This is a genomic window from Solibacillus sp. R5-41 (assembly GCF_002736105.1).
Lineage (GTDB): Bacteria > Bacillota > Bacilli > Bacillales_A > Planococcaceae > Solibacillus.
The window spans coordinates 2,088,150-2,109,625 of record NZ_CP024123.1 but is presented as its reverse complement, the minus strand read 5'-3'; the positions used below and the strand labels follow the sequence as shown (position 1 = coordinate 2,109,625).

Genomic DNA, 21,476 nt, shown 5'->3' with positions numbered 1-21,476 from the left:
AACGGCGCTTTGGAGACTTTTTTTTTCAACTAACGGGGCAGGTTAGTCGAAGAAGCGTAGTGTCGAACTGTGGATCAACGATTGTGCTAAATCAATCCATATTCCTTTTGAATGCAGACCGGGGTAAACTTACATAAGTACGGAATTATTTGATTGAATGGAGTTACTACCGAATGAAAAAAATATTACTTCGATGGTTTATTGTTCTGTCAGCATTGTATTCTTTAGGACATTTGCTATTTGGTTTTGATGAAACACGGTTGTTGAGAGTTATTACGAGTACAATTGGTGTGGCTTTCTGTGTCAGTGTTCTTCTCTATATGAATATAAAAGAACGAGAAGAAGAGATTTAATTAACAGTTTGATTCAACTGTTGCTTATGCAGCTCTTTTTTCTTATTGAACTAACGGAGCAGCATTCCTGTTTGAAAGATGTTCGAGGTCTTGAAAGAAAAGGAGCCCTCTAGTATGATGCATGAGTGTCAACGACCATTGACCCATCATCAAACAAGGAGGACTCCTTTATGCATTCTAAATGGAATAACAAAATTAATCAAGTTACTGAAAATACACTGGTTGTCGGCATGGATATTGCTAAGCGTATTCATTACGCATGTTTTGTTGATGAACGCGGGCGAGTAATAGAAAAAGCTTTTGCGGTACATCAATCGAAAGAAGGTTTCGAAAATTTGTATGAAAAGATTTGTCAAATGATGAAGGAAGCTAAGAAAACTGAAGTAATAATAGGGATTGAGCCTACAGGCCACTACTGGATGAACTTAGCCTATTTCTTAGATCAATACGGAATCCCACTTGTCATGGTGAATCCAATGCACGTCAAACGTTCGAAAGAACTTGATGATAATTTGCCGACTAAGAATGATAAAAAAGATGCATTAGTCATCGCACGGTTATTGAAAGATGGACGCTTTAGCTATCCACGAATATTAAAAGAAGTAGAAGCTGAACTACGGATTGGTTCTACTCTTAGATTAAAGTTAACGGAAGATCTAGCAAGTATTAAAAATCGAATCATTCGTTGGCTCGATCGATATTTTCCTGAATTCACTCAAGTCTTTCCTTCTTTCGGAAAAATGGCACTTACTGCATTAGAAAGAACACCAATGCCACAGGACATTCAAGGGAAAACCGCGGAAGAACTTGTATTTTTCTACCGTCAGGTAGGGGGTATGAGAGCTCCACAACTACCAAAAGCTAAGCTACTCATTGAAAAGGCTTCAAACTCTATAGGACTGACAGAAGGACAAAAGATGGCCAAACATGAAATCGCCACACTCCTACGTCAGTTTCGCTTATTAGAAACTGAAATCGAAGCAGTGAATGACCAATTAACTGAATTGGCAAAGACAACGATGGAATATGACCTACTCGCGTCAGTACCAGGTTTAGGAGATGCGACAATTGTTGATCTACTTTCCGAAGTAGGGAGTTTTTCACTTTACGAAAATCCACGCCAACTCATTAAACTAGCGGGACTAACATTACGTGAAAACTCTTCTGGTCAACATAAGGGTCAAAAGCATATATCAAAACGTGGACGTAAGAGACTTAGACATATCCTTTTCAAAGTGATTGTTCCTTTGATTCGGCATAACCTAGCATTCAAACAACTTCACGAATACTACACCACAAGGAATCAGAATCCCTTACGGGGTAAGCAATCGATGGTAGTTCTCTGTGGTAAATTACTGAAAATATTACATGGTATTTGTAAAAAGAAAGTGTATTTTAACGAGCAACTTATGATGAAAGATCTCTACTGTCTTGGAGAGGCAGCGTAAGCATTTCGATCAAAGAGCTATAACAAAAAGGATGATACGGAGAAGCCGGCAATATCACTAAACTTAGACTATGAGTCCCCGGAGCAGCTTAGCAGGCCTCTGCCTTATGAATAGACCGAACGAAGGAATGTAAGCGCGTTGACGCTAAGAGACATGGGAGGGTACGTCGTCATAAGCATCGCAGAGATCCATTGTGCATCAAAATAATGGATAAAAAAGCTAATGATTTCCATTAGTTTTAGCGAAGCGTACGCTTCATTTGGTAATATAATCTATAAATTCAAGACTCTGTTTATCAGAGGGGAGAAAAATATTTTTCTTAAATCACGAAGTGATGGAAACCGTTGATATCTCAATGTTTATAGAGGGAGGTTAGTTTAATAAAGACTGATCTAATAAATAGATTGCCATGTATAAAAATCTAAGGAGGATTGCATGTGAAAAACTTTGAGGAACTTTTGCCAAGACATAAATTTGATATCGATAGAGTAGAAATGATTAAAAAAATGGATAGAGATAAAATATTGCCCTTACTCCCTAACCTCCTCGAATGGATTCAAGATATGAATTGGCCAGTGGCACCAAGCGTATTGGAATTACTTTTAACTTTTCCAGAAGAAATTGTTCCACTTGTGCAAGATATATTATCTTCAGATGATGATAACTGGAAGTGGTTTATTCTACACTTTTTAGTTAATAAATTGCCAGTAGAGTCAAGAATCCAGTTTAGAGAGTATTTAACAAGAGTGGCTGAAACACCTGCACATAATGAACTTGCAGAAGAACTTGATGAAATCGCAAAAAAGATTTTGGAAACAATCTAACAATACCATTTGTTCAACTAACGGGGCCGTTTAGTTGAATAATCGTAAATAGCAAATGAGGTGGAAAGATTTATGAAAATAATAGAATTAATGGGAGAACATTATAAAGGTTTATTGTTAACACCAGGTATTTATCATTCTTTGGATTTAGGAATCCACATTGAGTTAGGTGAGGATATTTATCAGATTAATGAAGATGGAAAACTTAATATGAAGAGATTTCACACCGTATATAGACAAGTAGCTGAAATTTTTCCTTTGTTGTTTAAAAAGAAGGATGACGTAATTGTTGTTGTTAATTCATATCCAAGTGAAACAAATAAAATCGTATATCCAAACTTTTTTCAACGTTATGTAAAAGTACAACAAAGAAAGTATTCATTACGCATGCACGAGTTTATTTGGCAATTTGATGAAGATGATGTTTTTGTTCAGCAAATGGAATTGTTCTGTAAAGTTTCAGATTTAAAATTAGAATACCTTCTAAAAACATTAATACATGAGGACTTTGGCTCTTTGAATCCTCGATTAAGAAAAAAGTATTGTATATATGCACCTGATATCTTCTTCGTAAATGTAAGGACGAAGTGTATTTTTCACATTTATGATGACAGAGGATGCGAAATTATGAATACTGATGTGAAATTACATAAAGAACTGGTTGAATACTTTAAAGAATGGGAAATTCAAGTGAAAGTTTAATATGGTAACAATGTTTGTGAATAATTGTACTTAAATTAACGGGGGCTTTAGCAGAACAAGGTGCTACCTTAAGCGTAGCTTTTTCTTATTGAACTAACGGGGCAGGTTAGTTCAATAAGAAGGTTTTCATTAGTAAGTCAAAGAAGTAGTTATTGAAAGAATAATGCCTTTGTTAAAATCAAAAGTGAGGTGAAGCATCTATGTGGTCATTTATTTTTTATGGTTTATTTCTAATAGGATTAATCTTAATGATTGTAGCAATAGTTAAAAATGTTGCGAGAAATTATTGGTTGGCGGGATTAATTATGTATATTGTTAGTTTTTTAGGAAGTTGGTCTATTGGTCTCTACTTGCTTGTTATACCTTTTGTTTTATGGTCTTAGCTTTAGCACATTCTTTCGGTTGGGTGAAGAAAAGTTGGCAAAATGCACCTTTTGCAATCATCGGAATAATACTCTGGTATCTAAGCATTACAAATATTGATGATTATTGGTTGTTCCTACCTTTTGTTTTGTTACTTTAGTTAATGTAATTAAACGTTATTAAGCTAACGGGGGCTTTAGTGCAACAAGGATTTATAACGTATACATAAATAAACCTAATAACGTTCCCAAATGAAAGGTTGGGAATTAAACCTTCTTATGATTAATGTTGTTCCAAATCTCGATTTGGGAACTTAAACGTAACTTATCCGTAGAAATAACAAACAACATTTTATTTTAGGAGGTAGTAACTTGAAAACTATTAATTATAAGAACCCTGTTGTTGCGAGCTATTTATTAGTAGGTGGCGTATTTTTTATTATGGGTTTTTCTAATGGGTTTTTGTTCTTTCTTTTGGGAATAATTTCGATTCTTTTTGGGATTAGAGAAAACAATAAACTTTCTTGATATCTGATAATTGAAATAACTTTAAGTTCATATTTTATACAGTTCCATAGAAAATAACGTTCCCAAACACAAGTTAGGTAACTATAAATCCCCATTCAAAACGAATGGGGGATTTGTTTTGGGTTGCTTATTCACTAAATGCATCTAAACAACACTTTGAAAATTTACATTTAAATGTTAAAAAAAACTAAATGTATTATTTTTATTTATGGAGGGAGAGATATTATTGGGTTTATTTTTTTATTTCAGCGTAATTAGGGATATAATCTTGAACTTTTTTCAAAATGGTATCTGGGTACTTGGCTTTTTTTTTCTTTTAATTAAGATATTCGAAAATGCTAAACTTAAGCATTTTTCTAAGTATGTTATAGCCATTGTTTTAGTAATATTGTTTATCAACGCCATTTGGGTAAATATACATAAATTAAAATATATCAACCTATAGGTACTTCATTATAAAATGGATTTATAATACATACAAAATATAACTAAAAAACGTTCCCAAATGCAAGTTTGGAAACGAACGTAAATGCCACAAATGTTTTTAAATCAACGTTTTGTGGCTTTTGTGGCTTTTCTTATGAACATTGTTTATACGTCTTTTAATACAAGTGGCGTAAACGGTTGATGTAGCAGTTTTTTCATTTGCATAAAATCGTGTATATTTCTTAACGTTTTAAATATGACGCTACCCCGGCTTTAGCAGAAAAAGGCTGCCTTTAGAATATCTTTTTCTTAGTGAACTAACGCAGCAGGTTAGCATGAAATTTTTTCTTTTACTCTCTTTATAAGAATGTTGCTTATCAATTCTTCAGCGAGAAGTAATAAGTCTAATAAATTGGAACAAAAACTCGATATGCTAATAGAACAAAATGAAAAGATAATTTCATTATTAAAAGAGAGAAAATAGTTTCTTATTCAACTAACGGGGGCTTAGTTAAACAAGACCATCATTTCGATGGTCTATTTTTATGTCTAAAACATCATGTATGCTTCGGTGATCCATTGTGAAATGTTACACTTAAACTAACAAAGCAGGTTAGTTGAATAAGAAGGTTTTTTTGCAAGAATATCGAAGTTGTAATTAAACAGTAAATTATTCAAGCAACGAGGGAGAAGCATAGAGTCGTAATTAAGGGAATTAGTTAATTTGAAAAGGCGAAGATAAAAATGAATTATCAATAATTAAGGCGAGGGAGAATTCCAATGAAGGCTACAAAAATTGCAGTAGATACAAATGATAGTCTTAAACAGATAGAGTATACACATATTCAAACAGGTTCTAAAAATATTTGCTTTATGTTTTCGGGTACTGGTTATACCTACGATAAACCCTTGCTTTATTACGCTACTATGGTAATGCTTGAAAATCAATTTGATGTTGTTCAAATCCACTATTCATATCAAAAAGAATTATTCGAACAATCTTTCGAAGATATAACTAATATCATTATGAATGATGTTAACCCTGTTATAAATAATGTTCTAGCTAATTTTCATTACAATGAAAAGATTTTCCTTGCGAAATCACTTGGAACAATACCTGTTATTAGTGAAATTATGAAAAAAGAAGCTTTTAGTGAGTCCAAAATGATATTACTTACCCCTTTGCTGAAACTCGATAGAATTTATGAAAAAATTTTAAACAGTAATCACGTAGGATTGTTAGTCATTGGTGATAAAGACCCTCATTATAACTCAGAACAAGTCGAACAATTGGCACAGCAAACCTCTTTTAACATTAAAGTAATACAGGGGGCAAACCATTCGTTAGATAATGAAAAGTATGACACACTAACCTCTATTTCCTCTTTAACGAAAGTGATGATAAATTTGAAGGAAATGATTAGTTAGATTAGGAAATACCGAATTTAAAGTATAATAATTGAATGTTTTTCCTAATTTCCTTGTTAAACTAACGGGGGCTTTAGTGAAAGATCGTTGAGTTGCTTAGGCAGCTCTTTTTTTTATTGAACTAAAGCAGCAGGTTAGTTCAACAGTGTTGTTTAACTTGAGTTCAACAATCAGGCCATTTAATTTAATAAATCTAACCGTTTCTATAGGAAAAGGTTAGATTTACGAGAGAAAGCTTATTTACTCGTATTTTTTTAAAACAATAGCCGCATTATGACCTCCGAAACCAAATGAGTTAGATAGGCCTGTATTTATTTTCACTTGGCGAGCTACAGACGGTACATAATCTAGATCACATAATGGATCAGGGTTTTCTAAATTAATTGTTGGAGGAACTATCTGTTCCTTTATGCTCATTGCTAAAGCAATTGCTTCAACTCCACCAGCTGCCCCTAACATATGACCAAGCATAGATTTATTAGCTGAAATTGGAACCTTATAAGCCCGCTTTCCAAATAGCTGTTTAATAGCCATCGTTTCAGAGATGTCTCCAACTTTTGTACTTGTTGCGTGGGCACTAATTACATTAATTTCTTCAGGTGATATATTGGCATTTTTTAAAGCGGATCTCATTGCAAGATATGCCCCTTTACCTTCTGGGTGTGTAGCTACCATATGGTGTGCATCTGAACTTGCACCATATCCAATGACTTCTGCATAAATCTTTGCCTCTCTACGTAAAGCATGAGATAAAGATTCTAAGATTAGTATTCCAGCTCCTTCTGACATGACAAAACCATCTCGATTTTCATCAAATGGACGACTAGCTTTAGTAGGATCATCGTTTCTTGTTGATAATGCTGTAGCATTACCAAAGCTTGCTATTGATAAGTCTGTTATAGCTGCCTCAGTTCCACCTGCAAACATAACGTCAACTTCTCCGGAACGGATTAGTCTAAAGGCTTCTCCGATAGCTGTATTCCCAATTGCACAAGCGGAAACAGGAGACATAGAAGGTCCCATGGCGTTCCATTTGATACTAATTTGTGCGGCAGCAGCATTAGAAATCATAGCAGGTACTAGAGTTGGGCTGACTCTTCTTGGTCCTTTCTGTTTAAGCGCATCAATATTTTCAATTAAGGTTTCAAGTCCCCCTATACCTGAACCTACATATACGCCTAATCTTTCTCCGTCTATATGTTTAAGATCTAACTCAGAGTCTGACCAAGCTTGTTCGGCAGCAGCCAAAGAAAATTGAGAAAAGCGATCTAAACGTCTTGCTTCATTCTTTCCTAAAATTTCATCTGCATCAAAATCTCGTATGATACCTGCGATTTTAGCCTTGTGATTAGTAACATCAAATGTATCAATAAGGGATATACCTGATTTCCCATTAATCAAATTGTTCCAAAATGTTTTTATGTTGTTTCCTATAGGAGAAACTACTCCCATACCGGTAATTACAACTCTTTCCATTTCCCATCCCTCCAAATCATTAATATACTTGTATTTTACATCCTTATTATCCTATTACAAGAGATTGTTTATACTGGTATAATAAATACTAGGTTAAATTGATAGGATGAGGAGTTTTAATAATGAATGATAAAACTAGGCTAGAAGCTGTGTCGACATTCTTAAAAGCTAAGCGTGCCCAAATTAAGCCAGAGTCTATTGGTTTGCCTGCCGGAACTCGGAGAAGGACACCTGGGTTACGAAGAGAAGAGGTTGCACAATTAGCAGGTGTAAGTACCACTTGGTATACATGGCTAGAGCAAGGAAGAGATATAAAAGTATCTTCAAGCGTACTTGATTGTATTTCTACAGCATTGCAATTAAGTAAAGATGAAACAGACTACTTATACGACCTGGCATTAGAAGTAAAATCGGAAATTACAAATCTAAAAAAGAATCAATCAGAGCTAAACCCTTCTCTAAAACGAATTTTAGCTGAATTAACATATTGTCCGACTATCATTACGGATCGGCATTGTCATATTGTAGGTTGGAATCCTGCAGCTGCTCATGTTTTTTTAGATTTTGAACAAATACCGAATAGTCAAAGAAATCTGATTCGTTTAGTTTTCATTAGAAAAGAATTTAAAGCATTGGCCGTTAATTGGGAACATTTTGCTAAAGGTTTTCTTTCTATTTTCCGTACCTATTATGGACACTATTTAGGCGATGAATGGTATAACCAATTTATTGAAGAAATGAGTCATTCACATTCAGAATTCCAGGATTTATGGCAAGAAAGTCAAGTGAGTAAGGCTCCAGAAATGATAATTGAATTCAGACATGCAAAAGCAGGGAAAATGTTGTTTAATTTAACTTCTCTTCAAGTTCAAGGCGATATGGATTTACGGTGTAGCATCTATACACCAGTAGAGGAAACAGAAACAGAAAATAAATTAAAGCGATTAATGAAGAGGGTTTCCGCTGAATAATAATTAAGTAATTTCATTTCGCCAGAAAAATGATACTGATTACTGAACGAAATGAATATTCCTTATGGGAAAAAGAGTTAATTTTACTTTGCCCTCTTATCTTAAGTGAGGATGACGTTAGTTTAAGAAGAATAAGCTAATTTGCATTCGTGTTTTTAATTCCTTTATTCTTTTATAGAGCGCGATTGATTAAGGAGCGTCTCTATTCTTCTTCAACTAAAGGGGGCTTTAGTTAAACAAGACCATCATTTCGATGGTCTATTTTTATGTCTAAAACATCAAGTAGGCTTCGGTGATCTATTGTGAAATGTTACACTTAAACTAACGGAGCAGCATTCCTGTTTGAAAGATGTTCGAGGTCTTGAAAGAAAAGGAGCCCTCTAGTATGATGCATGAGTGTCAACGACCATTGACCCATCATCAAACAAGGAGGACTCCTTTATGCATTCTAAATGGAATAACAAAATTAATCAAGTTACTGAAAATACACTGGTTGTCGGCATGGATATTGCTAAGCGTATTCATTACGCATGTTTTGTTGATGAACGCGGGCGAGTAATAGAAAAAGCTTTTGCGGTACATCAATCGAAAGAAGGTTTCGAAAATTTGTATGAAAAGATTCGTCAAATGATGAAGGAAGCTAAGAAAACTGAAGTAATAATAGGGATTGAGCCTACAGGCCACTACTGGATGAACTTAGCCTATTTCTTAGATCAATACGGAATCCCACTTGTCATGGTGAATCCAATGCACGTCAAACGTTCGAAAGAACTTGATGATAATTTGCCGACTAAGAATGATAAAAAAGATGCATTAGTCATCGCACGGTTATTGAAAGATGGACGCTTTAGCTATCCACGAATATTAAAAGAAGTAGAAGCTGAACTAAGGATTGGTTCTACTCTTAGATTAAAGTTAACGGAAGATCTAGCAAGTATTAAAAATCGAATCATTCGTTGGCTCGATCGATATTTTCCTGAATTCACTCAAGTCTTTCCTTCTTTCGGAAAAATGGCACTTACTGCATTAGAAAGAACACCAATGCCACAGGACATTCAAGGGAAAACCGCGGAAGAACTTGTATTTTTCTACCGTCAGGTAGGGGGTATGAGAGCTCCACAACTACCAAAAGCTAAGCTACTCATTGAAAAGGCTTCAAACTCTATAGGACTGACAGAAGGACAAAAGATGGCCAAACATGAAATCGCCACACTCCTACGTCAGTTTCGCTTATTAGAAACTGAAATCGAAGCAGTGAATGACCAATTAACTGAATTGGCAAAGACAACGATGGAATATGACCTACTCGCGTCAGTACCAGGTTTAGGAGATGCGACAATTGTTGATCTACTTTCCGAAGTAGGGAGTTTTTCACTTTACGAAAATCCACGCCAACTCATTAAACTAGCGGGACTAACATTACGTGAAAACTCTTCTGGTCAACATAAGGGTCAAAAGCATATATCAAAACGTGGACGTAAGAGACTTAGACATATCCTTTTCAAAGTGATTGTTCCTTTGATTCGGCATAACCTAGCATTCAAACAACTTCACGAATACTACACCACAAGGAATCAGAATCCCTTACGGGGTAAGCAATCGATGGTAGTTCTCTGTGGTAAATTACTGAAAATATTACATGGTATTTGTAAAAAGAAAGTGTATTTTAACGAGCAACTTATGATGAAAGATCTCTACTGTCTTGGAGAGGCAGCGTAAGCATTTCGATCAAAGAGCTATAACAAAAAGGATGATACGGAGAAGCCGGCAATATCACTAAACTTAGACTATGAGTCCCCGGAGCAGCTTAGCAGGCCTCTGCCTTATGAATAGACCGAACGAAGGAATGTAAGCGCGTTGACGCTAAGAGACATGGGAGGGTACGTCGTCATAAGCATCGCAGAGATCCATTGTGCATCAAAATAATGGATAAAAAAGCTAATGATTTCCATTAGTTTTAGCGAAGCGTACGCTTCATTTGGTAATATAATCTATAAATTCAAGACTCTGTTTATCAGAGGGGAGAAAAATATTTTTCTTAAATCACGAAGTGATGGAAACCGTTGATATCTCAATGTTTATAGAGGGAGTTTAGTTGAATTAGGAATTGTGACTTTTTTCCAATATAAACGTCTAATGAGAAAGATATGGGGGGATTTAATGAAAAAAACTATTATCTACTCGTTTATAGCTATTCTTGTGTGTGCATTAGGATTTTCATTTTTTTATAACGGATTTTCAGGAATCCAAAGCATGACTATCCAAAAATATGATGAACCAATTGAAAAAGGAAAAATCACTACCGACAAGGAAAAAATAAAGACCATCACTGGAATCCTTAATCGGTCAAATCGTGTTACTGCTAATTATGAACTTGTATATCCTCACGATTACAAAATTCAGCTGAAGTATAAAGACGGTAAGACAGAAGTTTTATATGTCAATAAAAATTTTGGATTAAACATAACACTTTTTGTTAGTGATGTGCGTGACAGCTACAAAATCAATGATAAACAAACAAAAAAAATATTAGACCTTTTACTGAACTAACGGGGGCTTTAGTGAAAGATTAATGAGTTGCTTAGGCTACTTTGGGCGCTTTTTTTCAACTAACGGAGGGCAGCATGATTAAATGTAATAGGGGGATAGAAGATGGATAACCAATATTTCGTAGGTTGGGGTACATTGGCGTTGATAAATGCTGCACTTGCACAAGGGAAGAATAGAACCGGGTTAAATTGGTTTTTACTTTCACTTGTATTAGGTCCATTGGCAACACTAATTTTGTTATTTGTTGAAAAGAGACAGTAGCACTATACGTTATAAATTAACCTTTTCTTATAACATAGCCTTTTTCTTAATTGAACTAACGGGGCAGTTTAGTGCAACAAGGAGTACCTTCAGAATTATGGGGATTTATAACGCTAAGTTAAGAAATGTGACCAAACGACGCTTTGGGGATGTTTTTATTTAAAAAAGGATTTGGAAGGTTTTAATTGAATCTAATTCAGTGAGGATGAAGGGATTGAATAAATGAAAAAAATTATAGTTGGAATAATTATAGTTGGAATTTTAGGAATTGGGATTTATCTATATTACTCGGAACCAACTTATTCTGCGACGGATGTTTTAAAGCGTGCCGATTTTAGTGTAGAAGAACAAACTGTAGAGGTGACAAAGTTTGATTTGGAAGTGGATGGAGTACTTGTTCCGATTGAGTTAACAGATACAACTCAAAAAAAAATGATAAAGGCTTTTGAAAAATCGAAATTTAAAAAAGACGATTCAATATCTTTCGATAATGATTACTTAATGAAAATCACTTTGAACACAGGTTATTTTATGTTTATGGATATTACCGGTAAAAGGATAGCAGTTGAAGATAATAGAGGTTCATACGACCGTTATTTATTTGAAGATGATAAATTTTTCAGTATTTTAGAAAAAGCAATGACAGAATAAAAAAACTATAGATAAACTAGAAAGAAGTTCTTATTAAACTAACGGGGGCTTTACTTGAAGATCATTGAGTTGCATTTGCAGCTCTTTTTTCTTGTTAAACTAACGAGCAGGTTAGTTCAATAAGGCATATGGGTTATAATCGTGATAAGGGGGTGTCTAAATGAGGTTGGTTTTCCAAGCATTTAGTGATTCAATTGCAATTCATGTAGTCTATTTTGTCGGTATGATGTTAGTCAGTTATATAAAAACAAGAAACTACAAACCAGATTTTACAAGTGCGTGGGATAATGTAGAGACACTTCAAAGTGAAGTGGTTTTTAGTAAGGCTAATTCTCCTTTTCTTTACTTATTCACATTAGTAGGGGTAGCAGTAATTTGCGGAATTATAATATTTTCATATAAAACCTTCTTCAACTAACAGGGCAGTTTAGTTGAAGAAGGGATTATGATTATAGATAAAGAATTAAGTAGTAAAATGCTTATTAGATGGGGTGTACTCAATGCAACCAATAAATATCGATGAAATTCCAATTGAAATAAAAGAATATCTTAACAAGATTATTTCTATAAGGTTTCCACGGCAAGGTTACACATCTGATGTTGGATTAATTGAAAATAACCAAGGGTATTATGCACTGAAAAGGACAAAGGGAGAATTATTTAGGTCTTGGTTGAATAGAGAAATATCTGTATTAAACTGTTTGACTAATCAAACTAAACTACCTGTTCCAAAAGTGAAGAAATTTGTTGAACAAGAAAACCACGGGGATTCCTGGGCTCTCCTCGAGTTTTTAGAAGGAGAAACAATAAGGACTGCTTTATTCACTGAGAAAAATAAAGAGAAACGGCAAGAAATGATATTTAATTTTGGTGCACTCCTATTGCAAATACATACAACCCCTTGCCCAAAAGAGCTAACTTATGAACGAAAATGGATTGACCAAATGTTAAATCAAGCTGAATATAATTTGAAAAATTATAAAGTTGATGGAAATGAAAAATTATTAGAAAAAATTAAAACAAATAAACCCAACTTCTATAAACAAACTTTAATTCACGGAGACTTTACAATTGATAATGTTTTAGTCTCGAACGGAGTAATAACAGGAGTAATTGATTGGGGAAGTGGAGCTTATGGAGACCCACGATATGACGTATCATTGGCTATACGCTCAAAACCCAATGCCTTTGAAAATGAAATAGATAAAGCAATTTTTTTTGAAGGATACGGGGAAAAGATTATTGATGATAACGTATATGATTATTTTGTAAATGGGTTATATGAATTCTTTTAATGTTTTGTTATTCAACTAACGGGGGCTTAGTTAAACAAGACCATCATTTCGATGGTCTATTTTTATGTCTAAAACATCAAGTAGGCTTCGGTGATCCATTGTGAAATGTTACACTTAAACTAACGGGGCAGTTATGTTTAATAAGATGTGCTGTATTTTTATGGTAATATTATCTGTAAAGGGGGTAATAAATTGATTGATGAATTGAAAAGAATCCTTAAAAATTCTCCTGATGATGAAGTGAAATCACTTTTATTTCAAATTCTTTTGCGAATCAATATGCTTGAAGAAACAGACCAATATACTGAGGGGCAATTTGTGACAGACTTGAAAAAAACATATAATGATTTTCTGAATTATAAAAGAAACCAAACTGATAAAAAAAATAATAAAAACTATAAGTTTGTACATATTCTCTTTGGTGATTCAGCATCTGGTAGTTTAAAAAGAGCATTAAAAGAAATGGAATCGCAGGACGAAGAAAAGGTTATCTCATTTTCGGATATGTTCTCTATTGGTCCAGTTTGGCAATTGCATGATAAGGTTGGGCTTAATCAAAGGTATGAATGGATAAAAAATCATCTAATTTTTGATGATGATTATATAGATGAATACCAATATAATTTCAATAATACTACTTCAATGATTAACGCTATTCCTAAAAATACAACAATTATAGTTTGGGTTGGGGCGAATTCTCACGAACAGACTGCCTTAAGATATGTTCTGTATTTATTAAAAGATAATAAATACGATATTTTCTTAATGGATACCACTAAGCAATATAAAAATCAATTCAATATTCCAGATACTGATTGTTACCCGTTACACACTGGAGAAATTATTTCTGAAAAATTAAGGTTAATTTATGAGAAAGGTAGAATGGTTCCTCCGATAAGTCAAGAGCAACGTGAAAAATTGGAGAAGGAATGGCAAGAGTTATCTTCTACACAAGAGGTTCTAAGGGTATGGGAAAATAAAGAAATAAAGAGTGTAGACGTAGCTTACTATGATGACTATATAATCAATAAAGCTAAAAAATTACATACGGAGAGAAAGAATAATGATTTTATGAAATCAGCACGTCTTATTGGTGAGGTTATTGGATATTTAGACCAATATATTGGTGACGAGTTTTTTGAGTATAGGGTAAGACATTTAATCATGAATGGCGTTTTTGAAATAGAAGGAGTTCCAAAAGCTATGAGGTTTTATAGTGTGAGACTCAAAAACAACTAAATCTATTGCACTAACGGGGGCTTTACTTCAATAAGGAGTAGAGCCTTTTTCTACTTCAACTAACGGGGCAGCATTCCTGTTTGAAGGATGTTCGAGGTCTTGAAAGAAAAGGAGCCCTCTAGTATGATGCATGAGTGTCAACGACCATTGACCCATCATCAAACAAGGAGGACTCCTTTATGCATTCTAAATGGAATAACAAAATTAATCAAGTTACTGAAAATACACTGGTTGTCGGCATGGATATTGCTAAGCGTATTCATTACGCATGTTTTGTCGATGAACGCGGGCGAGTAATAGAAAAAGCTTTTGCGGTACATCAATCGAAAGAAGGCTTCGAAAATTTGTATGAAAAGATCCGTCAAATGATGAAGGAAGCTAAGAAAACTGAAGTAATAATAGGGATTGAGCCTACAGGCCACTACTGGATGAACTTAGCCTATTTCTTAGATCAATACGGAATCCCACTTGTCATGGTGAATCCAATGCACGTCAAACGTTCGAAAGAACTTGATGATAATTTGCCGACTAAGAATGATAAAAAAGATGCATTAGTCATCGCACGGTTATTGAAAGATGGACGCTTTAGCTATCCACGAATATTAAAAGAAGTAGAAGCTGAACTACGGATTGGTTCTACTCTTAGATTAAAGTTAACGGAAGATCTAGCAAGTATTAAAAATCGAATCATTCGTTGGCTCGATCGATATTTTCCTGAATTCACTCAAGTCTTTCCTACTTTCGGAAAAATGGCACTTACTGCATTAGAAAGAACACCAATGCCACAGGACATTCAAGGGAAAACCGCGGAAGAACTTGTATTTTTCTACCGTCAGGTAGGGGGTATGAGAGCTCCACAACTACCAAAAGCTAAGCTACTCATTGAAAAAGCTTCAAACTCTATAGGACTGACAGAAGGACAAAAGATGGCCAAACATGAAATCGCCACACTCCTACGTCAGTTTCGCTTATTAGAAACTGAAATCGAAGCAGTGAATGACCAATTAACTGAATTGGCAAAGACAACGATGGAATATGACCTACTCGCGTCAGTACCAGGTTTAGGAGATGCGACAATTGTTGATCTACTTTCCGAAGTAGGGAGTTTTTCACTTTACGAAAATCCACGCCAACTCATTAAACTAGCGGGACTAACATTACGTGAAAACTCTTCTGGTCAACATAAGGGTCAAAAACATATATCAAAACGTGGACGTAAGAGACTTAGACATATCCTTTTCAAAGTGATTGTTCCTTTGATTCGGCATAACCTAGCATTCAAACAACTTCACGAATACTACACAACAAGGAATCAGAATCCCTTACGGGGTAAGCAATCGATGGTAGTTCTCTGTGGTAAATTACTGAAAATATTACATGGTATTTGTAAAAAGAAAGTGTATTTTAACGAGCAACTTATGATGAAAGATCTCTACTCTCTCGGAGAGGCAGCGTAAGCATTTCGATCAAAGAGCTATAGCAAAAAGGATGATACGGAGAAGCCGGCAATATCACTAAACTTAGACTATGAGTCCCCGGGGCAGCTTAGCAGGCCTCTGCCTTATGAATAGACCGAACGAAGGAATGTAAGCGCGTTGACGCTAAGAGACATGGGAGGGTACGTCGTCATAAGCATCGCAGAGATCCATTGTGCATCAAAATAATGGATAAAAAAGCTAATGATTTCCATTAGTTTTAGCGAAGCGTACGCTTTACTTGGTAATATAATCTATAAATTCAAGACTCTGTTTATCAGAGGGGAGAAAAATATTTTTCTTAAATCACGAAGTGATGGAAACCGTTGATATCTCAATGTTTATAGAGGGAGGTTAGTTGAAAAAGAGGTTTCTTTAGTAAGAACGTAGAAGTAGTTATTAAACAGATGATATTAGCATCGTTATAGTTTATGAGGAGAAAGGAATGAGCCCAAAAAAACAAGATAAAATCCAAAAGCAATTAAAGGTTCAAGGTATATATAGAAAGGTAAAACAACAAAGTAGAGGAGATAAAGACGATAAAAATGATAACAAAATAAGTGTAATCATTGTAAATATTTGTGTTGTATTAGCGATTTTAGCTCTTATACTAAACGCATTTTTTAAAGTATTCTAAATTGTTTTATTGGGGAATTTGAACGTAGAAAATTGCACTTAAACTAACGAGGGCGATTGTTCAATTAGAGAAATCGCCTCTTGTGCTAACGGTGCAGAAGTGTTGAATAAAGGGGAAAAGTAAATATGGAGAAATTTAAGGTCTTTTTACTATCTTTTATCACACTTACTTTACTATATATTGCCTTTATGGTAACTGACTTAGTAGTGTAATCTAATGCAACTAACGGGGTGCTTTAGCAGAACAAGGCTGCCTTTAGGGGAGCTTTTTCTTATTGAACTAACGGGGCAGTTTAGTTGAACAAGGAAATTTGTTAAAATTGTAATATATGGAAGGATTAAATTCCATGTCGATACATCTGGTTTACAGTGAAAGGGGAAACAAATACATGTCGATTTATCATAAAGTAATTGGAGAAGGATATCCCATCGTTATGTTGCATGGTTGGACACTTGACCATCAAGTGATGTTACATGCAATGGAACCGTTATTCGAGAAACGAAGCGGTTGGAAGAGAATATACATAGACTTACCAGGTATGGGGCATTCCGAGTCACAACCATATATTCAGAACTCTGATGATATTTTAGAAGTGATATTGCGTCTTTTGGACGAGATTATCCCTGGTCAACCTTTTATTATTTGTGGTAATTCATATGGCGGATACATTGCCAGAGGCATAGTCTGTTCACGGCAGGACACAGTTCGTGGATTACTGCTGATGGCACCAATGACTATAACTGAGTTCGATGAAAGGATATTACCACAGCAGACCGTTCTAAAAAAAGACAGCAACTTGATATCACATTTGTCACCAGAGGATGCTGATGAATTTTGCTCCATGGGGGTAGTGCAAGGTCAAACTGAATGGGAGAGGTTTCGAAATGAAATTTTAATTCCTTCTAAACAAACAAATTATGAATTCTTAAACAACATTCGTCAAAATGGATATGGCTTTACCTTCGATATTTCATCTAAACTTGAGTTTCCCATTCTAATTATCACAGGGCGTCAGGACAATGTAGTCGGATATCACGATGCGTGGCGACTAATTGAAGATTACCCAAGGGCAACTTTTGCAGTGCTTGATATGGCTGGTCACAATCTACAAATCGAACAAACCGATGTATTTAACGCATTAGTTCATGACTGGTTAAACAGACTTGAGTTGGAAAATTTTCGACTTGTATAACTGTTCATAAATTTGGGTTCTTATTGCACTAACGGGGGCTTTAGCAAAACAAGGCTGCCTTTAGGGTAGCTTTTTCCTATTGAACTAACGCAGCGGTTTAGTGAAATAAGGAGATATATTTTAAAATAAGCTCACAGGTGGTGGAAAAGATGACTTTAAAAGAGTTTATTGAGTTCCAAGAAGGTATAGCAAATGGAGAAGAATACCCTTTTACATATCAAAATGAAGAATATTGGATCAGCCAAAATCCAGAAGGATATTATCTTACGCGAGTTAGAGGTTCCTATACTCAAGAGTTTGATACTTCTGAGGTTCTTTTTAAAAATGGAACAATCGATGGAAGACTTATTGCAGAAATTTATATGGATATAGAGTGGTAATTTAAATCTTAAAATACGTCCTTGTTGAACTAACGCAGCAGGTTAGTTGAATAAGAAAATATTGACAATTATAAAAATATAACTAAAATAGATAAAATACACAAATCCGTTAATCGAGGTGATGAAATGTTAGGGTTACCAAAAGGTGAAGTTTTTTTAACCCCTTGGACAGAAGAATGGGAAAAAGAATTTTTATTAGAAAAAGGGGAAATTCAGAAGAAAATTAGTAAGTATATTGTGGATGTTCACCATATTGGAAGTACCGCAGTAAATTATCTGAGTGCAAAGCCGATTATTGATATTGCTGTTGAAATACATAAATTTAGCGATGCTGAGTATTGTATCTCACATTTAGAAAGCCTTGGATACTCATATCGAGGAACCAACATTTTGCCAGATAGGCATTATTTTAGTAAAGGCGAACTAAGGACACATCAAATCCACATGTTCCAAAGTGGAAGTAAATATCTAATCGATCAGTTGAAATTTAGAGATTATTTAAGAAGTAATGATGACGCAAGAATTGAATATGAACAACTTAAACAGAAACTATCAGTAGCAAATAAAAATAATAAACAAAAATATACTGATGAAAAATCTGATTTTGTTAAGTGTATCTTAGAAAAAAATTAAATACTGTTCTTCAACTAACGGGGGCTTTAGTGCAACAAGCATTTCGAAAATTTTCCCAAAACGACGCTTTGGGAACTTGTTGAAATCATATATAGATTATTCCTTTTTTGAAATTTTTAATTAATTTCATTCGTACAAGTAAATTAATGGTATTTTACAAAGCGATACTATTGGTTTAGTTCAGTAGGATTCTTGAAGTAGAAAAAAAGGAGGTGTTTGATGGATTTAAAAATAAATAAGAATTATATTTGGGGATATTTCATAACATTTTTTGCCCTATGGTGTATCAGAGAGTTATGGTTAGTTCAATATTTAGATTTGATGAATTCTGTTCCAAGAGCTATATTATCAGCCGTTATTAAAGTGGTTATTTGGATAATTCCAGTTTTAATATTAGTTAAAGTTATGGAAAAAGCGGTTCCACTTTCCTATTTAGGGTTACGTTATAACTTTAGAAAGGGTTTAAAATGGGCAGGTTGGGTATCCTTAGTTTTCATATCTTATTTCATAATATTAAATTTCACAGTTTTACATAATAATATTGATTTTCGAATAGGGTTTAACGAATTGCTAAATACTGTACTATTAGTCGGGATTACTGAAGAAATTGTCTTTAGAGGTTTTTTATTAAAAAAACTGATGAATTCTTTTAAATTTTGGATAGCTAATGCGATTACATCTTTACTTTTTGTATCCATTCATTTTCCTATTTGGTTTTATAAAGGGCTTTTCGAATTTCCTTATATTTTAACTACTTCATTAACAGCTTTTATATTGAGCGTTATATTCGGTTATGTGTATAAGAAAAGCGGTTCTCTTTGGTCGGTAATCGTTATCCACTCTTTATATAACTTGTTAGTATCACTCTTCTACTGACTAATAATTTATTCAAAAAAACATTCCCAAATAAAGTTAGGGAATCAAACGTCCCTTTCAATTGAATAGGGGCTTTGATAACTTTTGTAATTCTAATAATAAGCATATAAGTGATATTAATAATTTATAATTAATTTAATGGTAAATAAAGGAGTGATGTTGTTTTGGATAACTCTAAGAAAAAGGAATTACTAGACTGGATTAAGTCTACTGTGGTAGCATGTGTTTTTACTATTGCTATAATAACGTTTATTATTTCACCAGTTGTAGTAGATGGTGCTTCAATGATGCCAACATATGAAGATGGAGATATAGTTTTAGTAAATAAAATTGGTAAGAAAATTTCTGGTATCGATAGATTTGATGTTATCGTATTCGAAGCTCCTATTGGTGAGATTTATATTAAACGTGTCATAGGATTACCAGGAGACCATATTGCTTATGAGAATGACACGCTTTATATAAACGATGAAGCTTTGGAAGAATCATATTTAGACTTGTATAAAAAACAACTGCTAGACACTGGTACACTAACACAAGATTTCACTTTACAGTCTTTAACAGATTATTCAACGATACCAGAAGGCTATTTATTTGTTTTAGGTGATAACCGTAGAAATAGTGTTGATAGTAGATATCCTAGTGTGGGGTTAGTACCAATGGAAAAGGTTTTAGGAAAAACCAACATTAAAATTTATCCACTTGATAGTATCGGTATTGTTAAATAACCGCATTTTTCGGAGCCGATAAGTTAGATGGTTTAGTGTTACAAGGGTTAATAAAATATACAAAACGAATACAAATAACGTTCCAAAATGAAAGCTGAACTGCACCCCATTTGTTAGACACATCTAACAAGGAGGTGCGGTTTTTCTATGGCTAAAATGTGCCCAGAAGAGGAATTAGCAGCGGTTCAACGATATGTAAATGGCAAGGAAAGCTCAAGCGGTGAAAGCGCTTGTGGCATATGCGGATATTCCACGTAGTACGTTTTACGATATGGCGAAAAAGTTCGATTTACCCGATCCAGACGTCGATTTAAAGGCTGAAATCCAAGCGATTTACGATGAACATGAGGGTCGTTACGGCTACCGTCGCATTCGTGATGAGCTCGCGAATCGTGGGCAAAAAGTGAATCATAAGAAGGTTCAACGCATCATGAAAGAACTTGGCTTAAAGTGTATTGTCCGCATGAAAAAATATAAATCTTTTAATGGCACGGTTGGCGAAATTGCGGATAATATTTTGGATCGCAATTTCAAGGCCGAAGCACCGAATGAGAAATGGGTAACGGATATTACAGAGTTCAAATTATTTGGCGAGAAGCTTTATTTATCGCCTGTTTTAGACCTGTTTAACGGAGAAATTATCACCTATACAATTGGCTCTAGACCCTACCTATTCTTTAGTTTCAGAGATGTTAGAAAAGGCATTAGAAAGCTTACCAGAATACCATCATCTATTAATGCATTCAGATCAAGGCTGGCATTATCAAATGAAGCAATATCGCCACGCCCTAAAGACGAGAGGCATTGTGCAAAGTATGTCACGCAAAGGAAATTGTCACGATAACTCCGTAATGGAGAATTTCTTTGGCATCATGAAATCTGAATTTCTTTACTTAAAAGAATTTGAAAGTATCGAGCACTTTAAAGAAGATCTCGAAAACTATATAAATTATTACAACACAAAACGGATTAAGGCAAAATTAAAATTGAGTCCGGTACAATACCGAACTCAATTTACCCAAGCTGCCTAGATGAAATAAC

23 protein-coding genes and 1 pseudogene are annotated in these 21,476 nt (G+C 34.4%); 23 read left to right on the top strand and 1 reads right to left on the bottom strand.

Going from position 1 to position 21,476, the window contains the following annotated elements:
- Positions 1-173: 173 nt before the first annotated feature.
- The 7 genes from CSE16_RS10155 to CSE16_RS10120 all read left to right on the top strand — a co-directional run bounded on the left by CSE16_RS10155 (position 174) and on the right by CSE16_RS10120 (position 6,071).
- Positions 174-353, top strand: coding sequence for a hypothetical protein (locus CSE16_RS10155; RefSeq protein WP_099423792.1), 180 nt, complete (start codon positions 174-176; stop codon positions 351-353).
- A 170-nt stretch (positions 354-523) separates the two neighbouring features.
- Entirely contained in the window at positions 524-1,801 is a 1,278-nt protein-coding gene (locus CSE16_RS10150) for an IS110 family RNA-guided transposase (RefSeq protein ID WP_099423791.1), read from the top strand.
- 437 nt (positions 1,802-2,238) lie between these two features.
- Positions 2,239-2,625 carry a DUF5071 domain-containing protein gene (locus tag CSE16_RS10145; protein ID WP_099423790.1) on the top strand — a complete coding sequence of 129 codons (387 nt, stop codon included), beginning with the start codon at positions 2,239-2,241 and terminating at the stop codon, positions 2,623-2,625.
- Between the two features lie 72 nt (positions 2,626-2,697).
- Entirely contained in the window at positions 2,698-3,327 is a 630-nt protein-coding gene (locus tag CSE16_RS10140; protein WP_099423789.1) for a DUF3885 domain-containing protein, read from the top strand.
- 734 nt (positions 3,328-4,061) lie between these two features.
- Positions 4,062-4,217, top strand: coding sequence for a hypothetical protein (locus CSE16_RS21365; RefSeq protein ID WP_157764788.1), 156 nt, complete (start codon positions 4,062-4,064; stop codon positions 4,215-4,217).
- Between the two features lie 766 nt (positions 4,218-4,983).
- Positions 4,984-5,127, top strand: coding sequence for a DUF4083 family protein (locus tag CSE16_RS10125; protein WP_256376324.1), 144 nt, complete (start codon positions 4,984-4,986; stop codon positions 5,125-5,127).
- Positions 5,128-5,423: 296 nt separating this feature from the next.
- Positions 5,424-6,071 (top strand): alpha/beta family hydrolase, encoded by a 648-nt coding sequence (locus CSE16_RS10120; protein ID WP_099423785.1) that lies wholly within the window; start codon positions 5,424-5,426, stop codon positions 6,069-6,071.
- 240 nt (positions 6,072-6,311) lie between these two features.
- Here the strand turns inward: CSE16_RS10120 and fabF are convergent, their stop codons facing one another.
- Positions 6,312-7,547, bottom strand: coding sequence for a beta-ketoacyl-ACP synthase II (gene fabF / locus CSE16_RS10115; RefSeq protein WP_099423784.1), 1,236 nt, complete (start codon positions 7,545-7,547; stop codon positions 6,312-6,314).
- Between the two features lie 122 nt (positions 7,548-7,669).
- On the opposite strand from fabF, the gene CSE16_RS10110 reads away from it, so the two are divergent.
- The 16 genes and pseudogenes from CSE16_RS10110 to CSE16_RS10040 all read left to right on the top strand — a co-directional run.
- On the top strand, positions 7,670-8,518 hold the full coding sequence (locus CSE16_RS10110; protein ID WP_099423783.1) for a helix-turn-helix transcriptional regulator: 849 nt from the start codon (positions 7,670-7,672) through the stop codon (positions 8,516-8,518).
- Positions 8,519-8,959: 441 nt separating this feature from the next.
- On the top strand, positions 8,960-10,237 hold the full coding sequence (locus CSE16_RS10105) for an IS110 family RNA-guided transposase (RefSeq protein WP_099423782.1): 1,278 nt from the start codon (positions 8,960-8,962) through the stop codon (positions 10,235-10,237).
- A 441-nt stretch (positions 10,238-10,678) separates the two neighbouring features.
- Entirely contained in the window at positions 10,679-11,068 is a 390-nt protein-coding gene (locus CSE16_RS10100) for a YhfM domain-containing protein (protein ID WP_099423781.1), read from the top strand.
- A gap of 102 nt (positions 11,069-11,170) precedes the next feature.
- Complete coding sequence (locus tag CSE16_RS21560; RefSeq protein WP_167395904.1) at positions 11,171-11,329, top strand: hypothetical protein; 159 nt, start codon at positions 11,171-11,173, stop codon at positions 11,327-11,329.
- Positions 11,330-11,551: 222 nt separating this feature from the next.
- Complete coding sequence (locus tag CSE16_RS10095) at positions 11,552-11,980, top strand: hypothetical protein (RefSeq protein WP_099423780.1); 429 nt, start codon at positions 11,552-11,554, stop codon at positions 11,978-11,980.
- Between the two features lie 160 nt (positions 11,981-12,140).
- Complete coding sequence (locus CSE16_RS10090) at positions 12,141-12,398, top strand: hypothetical protein (protein WP_099423779.1); 258 nt, start codon at positions 12,141-12,143, stop codon at positions 12,396-12,398.
- A gap of 82 nt (positions 12,399-12,480) precedes the next feature.
- Complete coding sequence (locus CSE16_RS10085) at positions 12,481-13,275, top strand: phosphotransferase family protein (RefSeq protein ID WP_099423778.1); 795 nt, start codon at positions 12,481-12,483, stop codon at positions 13,273-13,275.
- Between the two features lie 192 nt (positions 13,276-13,467).
- Positions 13,468-14,514, top strand: a complete 1,047-nt coding sequence (locus CSE16_RS10080; protein WP_099423777.1) for a DUF1835 domain-containing protein — start codon at positions 13,468-13,470, stop codon at positions 14,512-14,514.
- Between the two features lie 179 nt (positions 14,515-14,693).
- Positions 14,694-15,971, top strand: a complete 1,278-nt coding sequence (locus CSE16_RS10075) for an IS110 family RNA-guided transposase (protein ID WP_099423704.1) — start codon at positions 14,694-14,696, stop codon at positions 15,969-15,971.
- A gap of 463 nt (positions 15,972-16,434) precedes the next feature.
- On the top strand, positions 16,435-16,626 hold the full coding sequence (locus CSE16_RS10070; RefSeq protein ID WP_099423776.1) for a hypothetical protein: 192 nt from the start codon (positions 16,435-16,437) through the stop codon (positions 16,624-16,626).
- A 388-nt stretch (positions 16,627-17,014) separates the two neighbouring features.
- Entirely contained in the window at positions 17,015-17,818 is an 804-nt protein-coding gene (locus CSE16_RS10065; protein WP_099423775.1) for an alpha/beta fold hydrolase, read from the top strand.
- A gap of 149 nt (positions 17,819-17,967) precedes the next feature.
- A complete protein-coding gene (locus tag CSE16_RS10060) occupies positions 17,968-18,198 on the top strand; it encodes a hypothetical protein (RefSeq protein WP_099423774.1) in 231 nt (76 codons plus the stop codon).
- Between the two features lie 126 nt (positions 18,199-18,324).
- Positions 18,325-18,831 carry a GrpB family protein gene (locus CSE16_RS10055; protein WP_099423773.1) on the top strand — a complete coding sequence of 169 codons (507 nt, stop codon included), beginning with the start codon at positions 18,325-18,327 and terminating at the stop codon, positions 18,829-18,831.
- Positions 18,832-19,050: 219 nt separating this feature from the next.
- On the top strand, positions 19,051-19,707 hold the full coding sequence (locus tag CSE16_RS10050) for a CPBP family intramembrane glutamic endopeptidase (RefSeq protein ID WP_099423772.1): 657 nt from the start codon (positions 19,051-19,053) through the stop codon (positions 19,705-19,707).
- A gap of 164 nt (positions 19,708-19,871) precedes the next feature.
- The gene (lepB, locus tag CSE16_RS10045; RefSeq protein ID WP_099423771.1) at positions 19,872-20,435 is read left to right on the top strand and encodes a signal peptidase I; all 564 of its coding nucleotides are present in this window, start codon (positions 19,872-19,874) and stop codon (positions 20,433-20,435) included.
- Between the two features lie 220 nt (positions 20,436-20,655).
- Positions 20,656-21,466, top strand: a pseudogene (locus tag CSE16_RS10040) (IS3 family transposase); the annotation flags it as partial.
- Positions 21,467-21,476: the final 10 nt, after the last annotated feature.

What these genes read in the sequence shown, in the direction of transcription:
- CSE16_RS10155 (WP_099423792.1), top strand. Translation starts at nt 174, where the DNA reads ATGAAAAAAATATTACTTCGATGGTTTATTGTTCTGTCAGCATTGTAT.
- CSE16_RS10150 (WP_099423791.1), top strand. Translation starts at nt 524, where the DNA reads ATGCATTCTAAATGGAATAACAAAATTAATCAAGTTACTGAAAATACA.
- CSE16_RS10140 (WP_099423789.1), top strand. Translation starts at nt 2,698, where the DNA reads ATGAAAATAATAGAATTAATGGGAGAACATTATAAAGGTTTATTGTTA.
- CSE16_RS10120 (WP_099423785.1), top strand. Translation starts at nt 5,424, where the DNA reads ATGAAGGCTACAAAAATTGCAGTAGATACAAATGATAGTCTTAAACAG.
- fabF (WP_099423784.1), bottom strand. Translation starts at nt 7,547, where the DNA reads ATGGAAAGAGTTGTAATTACCGGTATGGGAGTAGTTTCTCCTATAGGA.
- CSE16_RS10110 (WP_099423783.1), top strand. Translation starts at nt 7,670, where the DNA reads ATGAATGATAAAACTAGGCTAGAAGCTGTGTCGACATTCTTAAAAGCT.
- CSE16_RS10105 (WP_099423782.1), top strand. Translation starts at nt 8,960, where the DNA reads ATGCATTCTAAATGGAATAACAAAATTAATCAAGTTACTGAAAATACA.
- CSE16_RS10100 (WP_099423781.1), top strand. Translation starts at nt 10,679, where the DNA reads ATGAAAAAAACTATTATCTACTCGTTTATAGCTATTCTTGTGTGTGCA.
- CSE16_RS21560 (WP_167395904.1), top strand. Translation starts at nt 11,171, where the DNA reads ATGGATAACCAATATTTCGTAGGTTGGGGTACATTGGCGTTGATAAAT.
- CSE16_RS10095 (WP_099423780.1), top strand. Translation starts at nt 11,552, where the DNA reads ATGAAAAAAATTATAGTTGGAATAATTATAGTTGGAATTTTAGGAATT.
- CSE16_RS10090 (WP_099423779.1), top strand. Translation starts at nt 12,141, where the DNA reads ATGAGGTTGGTTTTCCAAGCATTTAGTGATTCAATTGCAATTCATGTA.
- CSE16_RS10085 (WP_099423778.1), top strand. Translation starts at nt 12,481, where the DNA reads ATGCAACCAATAAATATCGATGAAATTCCAATTGAAATAAAAGAATAT.
- CSE16_RS10075 (WP_099423704.1), top strand. Translation starts at nt 14,694, where the DNA reads ATGCATTCTAAATGGAATAACAAAATTAATCAAGTTACTGAAAATACA.
- CSE16_RS10070 (WP_099423776.1), top strand. Translation starts at nt 16,435, where the DNA reads ATGAGCCCAAAAAAACAAGATAAAATCCAAAAGCAATTAAAGGTTCAA.
- CSE16_RS10065 (WP_099423775.1), top strand. Translation starts at nt 17,015, where the DNA reads ATGTCGATTTATCATAAAGTAATTGGAGAAGGATATCCCATCGTTATG.
- CSE16_RS10060 (WP_099423774.1), top strand. Translation starts at nt 17,968, where the DNA reads ATGACTTTAAAAGAGTTTATTGAGTTCCAAGAAGGTATAGCAAATGGA.
- CSE16_RS10055 (WP_099423773.1), top strand. Translation starts at nt 18,325, where the DNA reads ATGTTAGGGTTACCAAAAGGTGAAGTTTTTTTAACCCCTTGGACAGAA.
- CSE16_RS10050 (WP_099423772.1), top strand. Translation starts at nt 19,051, where the DNA reads ATGGATTTAAAAATAAATAAGAATTATATTTGGGGATATTTCATAACA.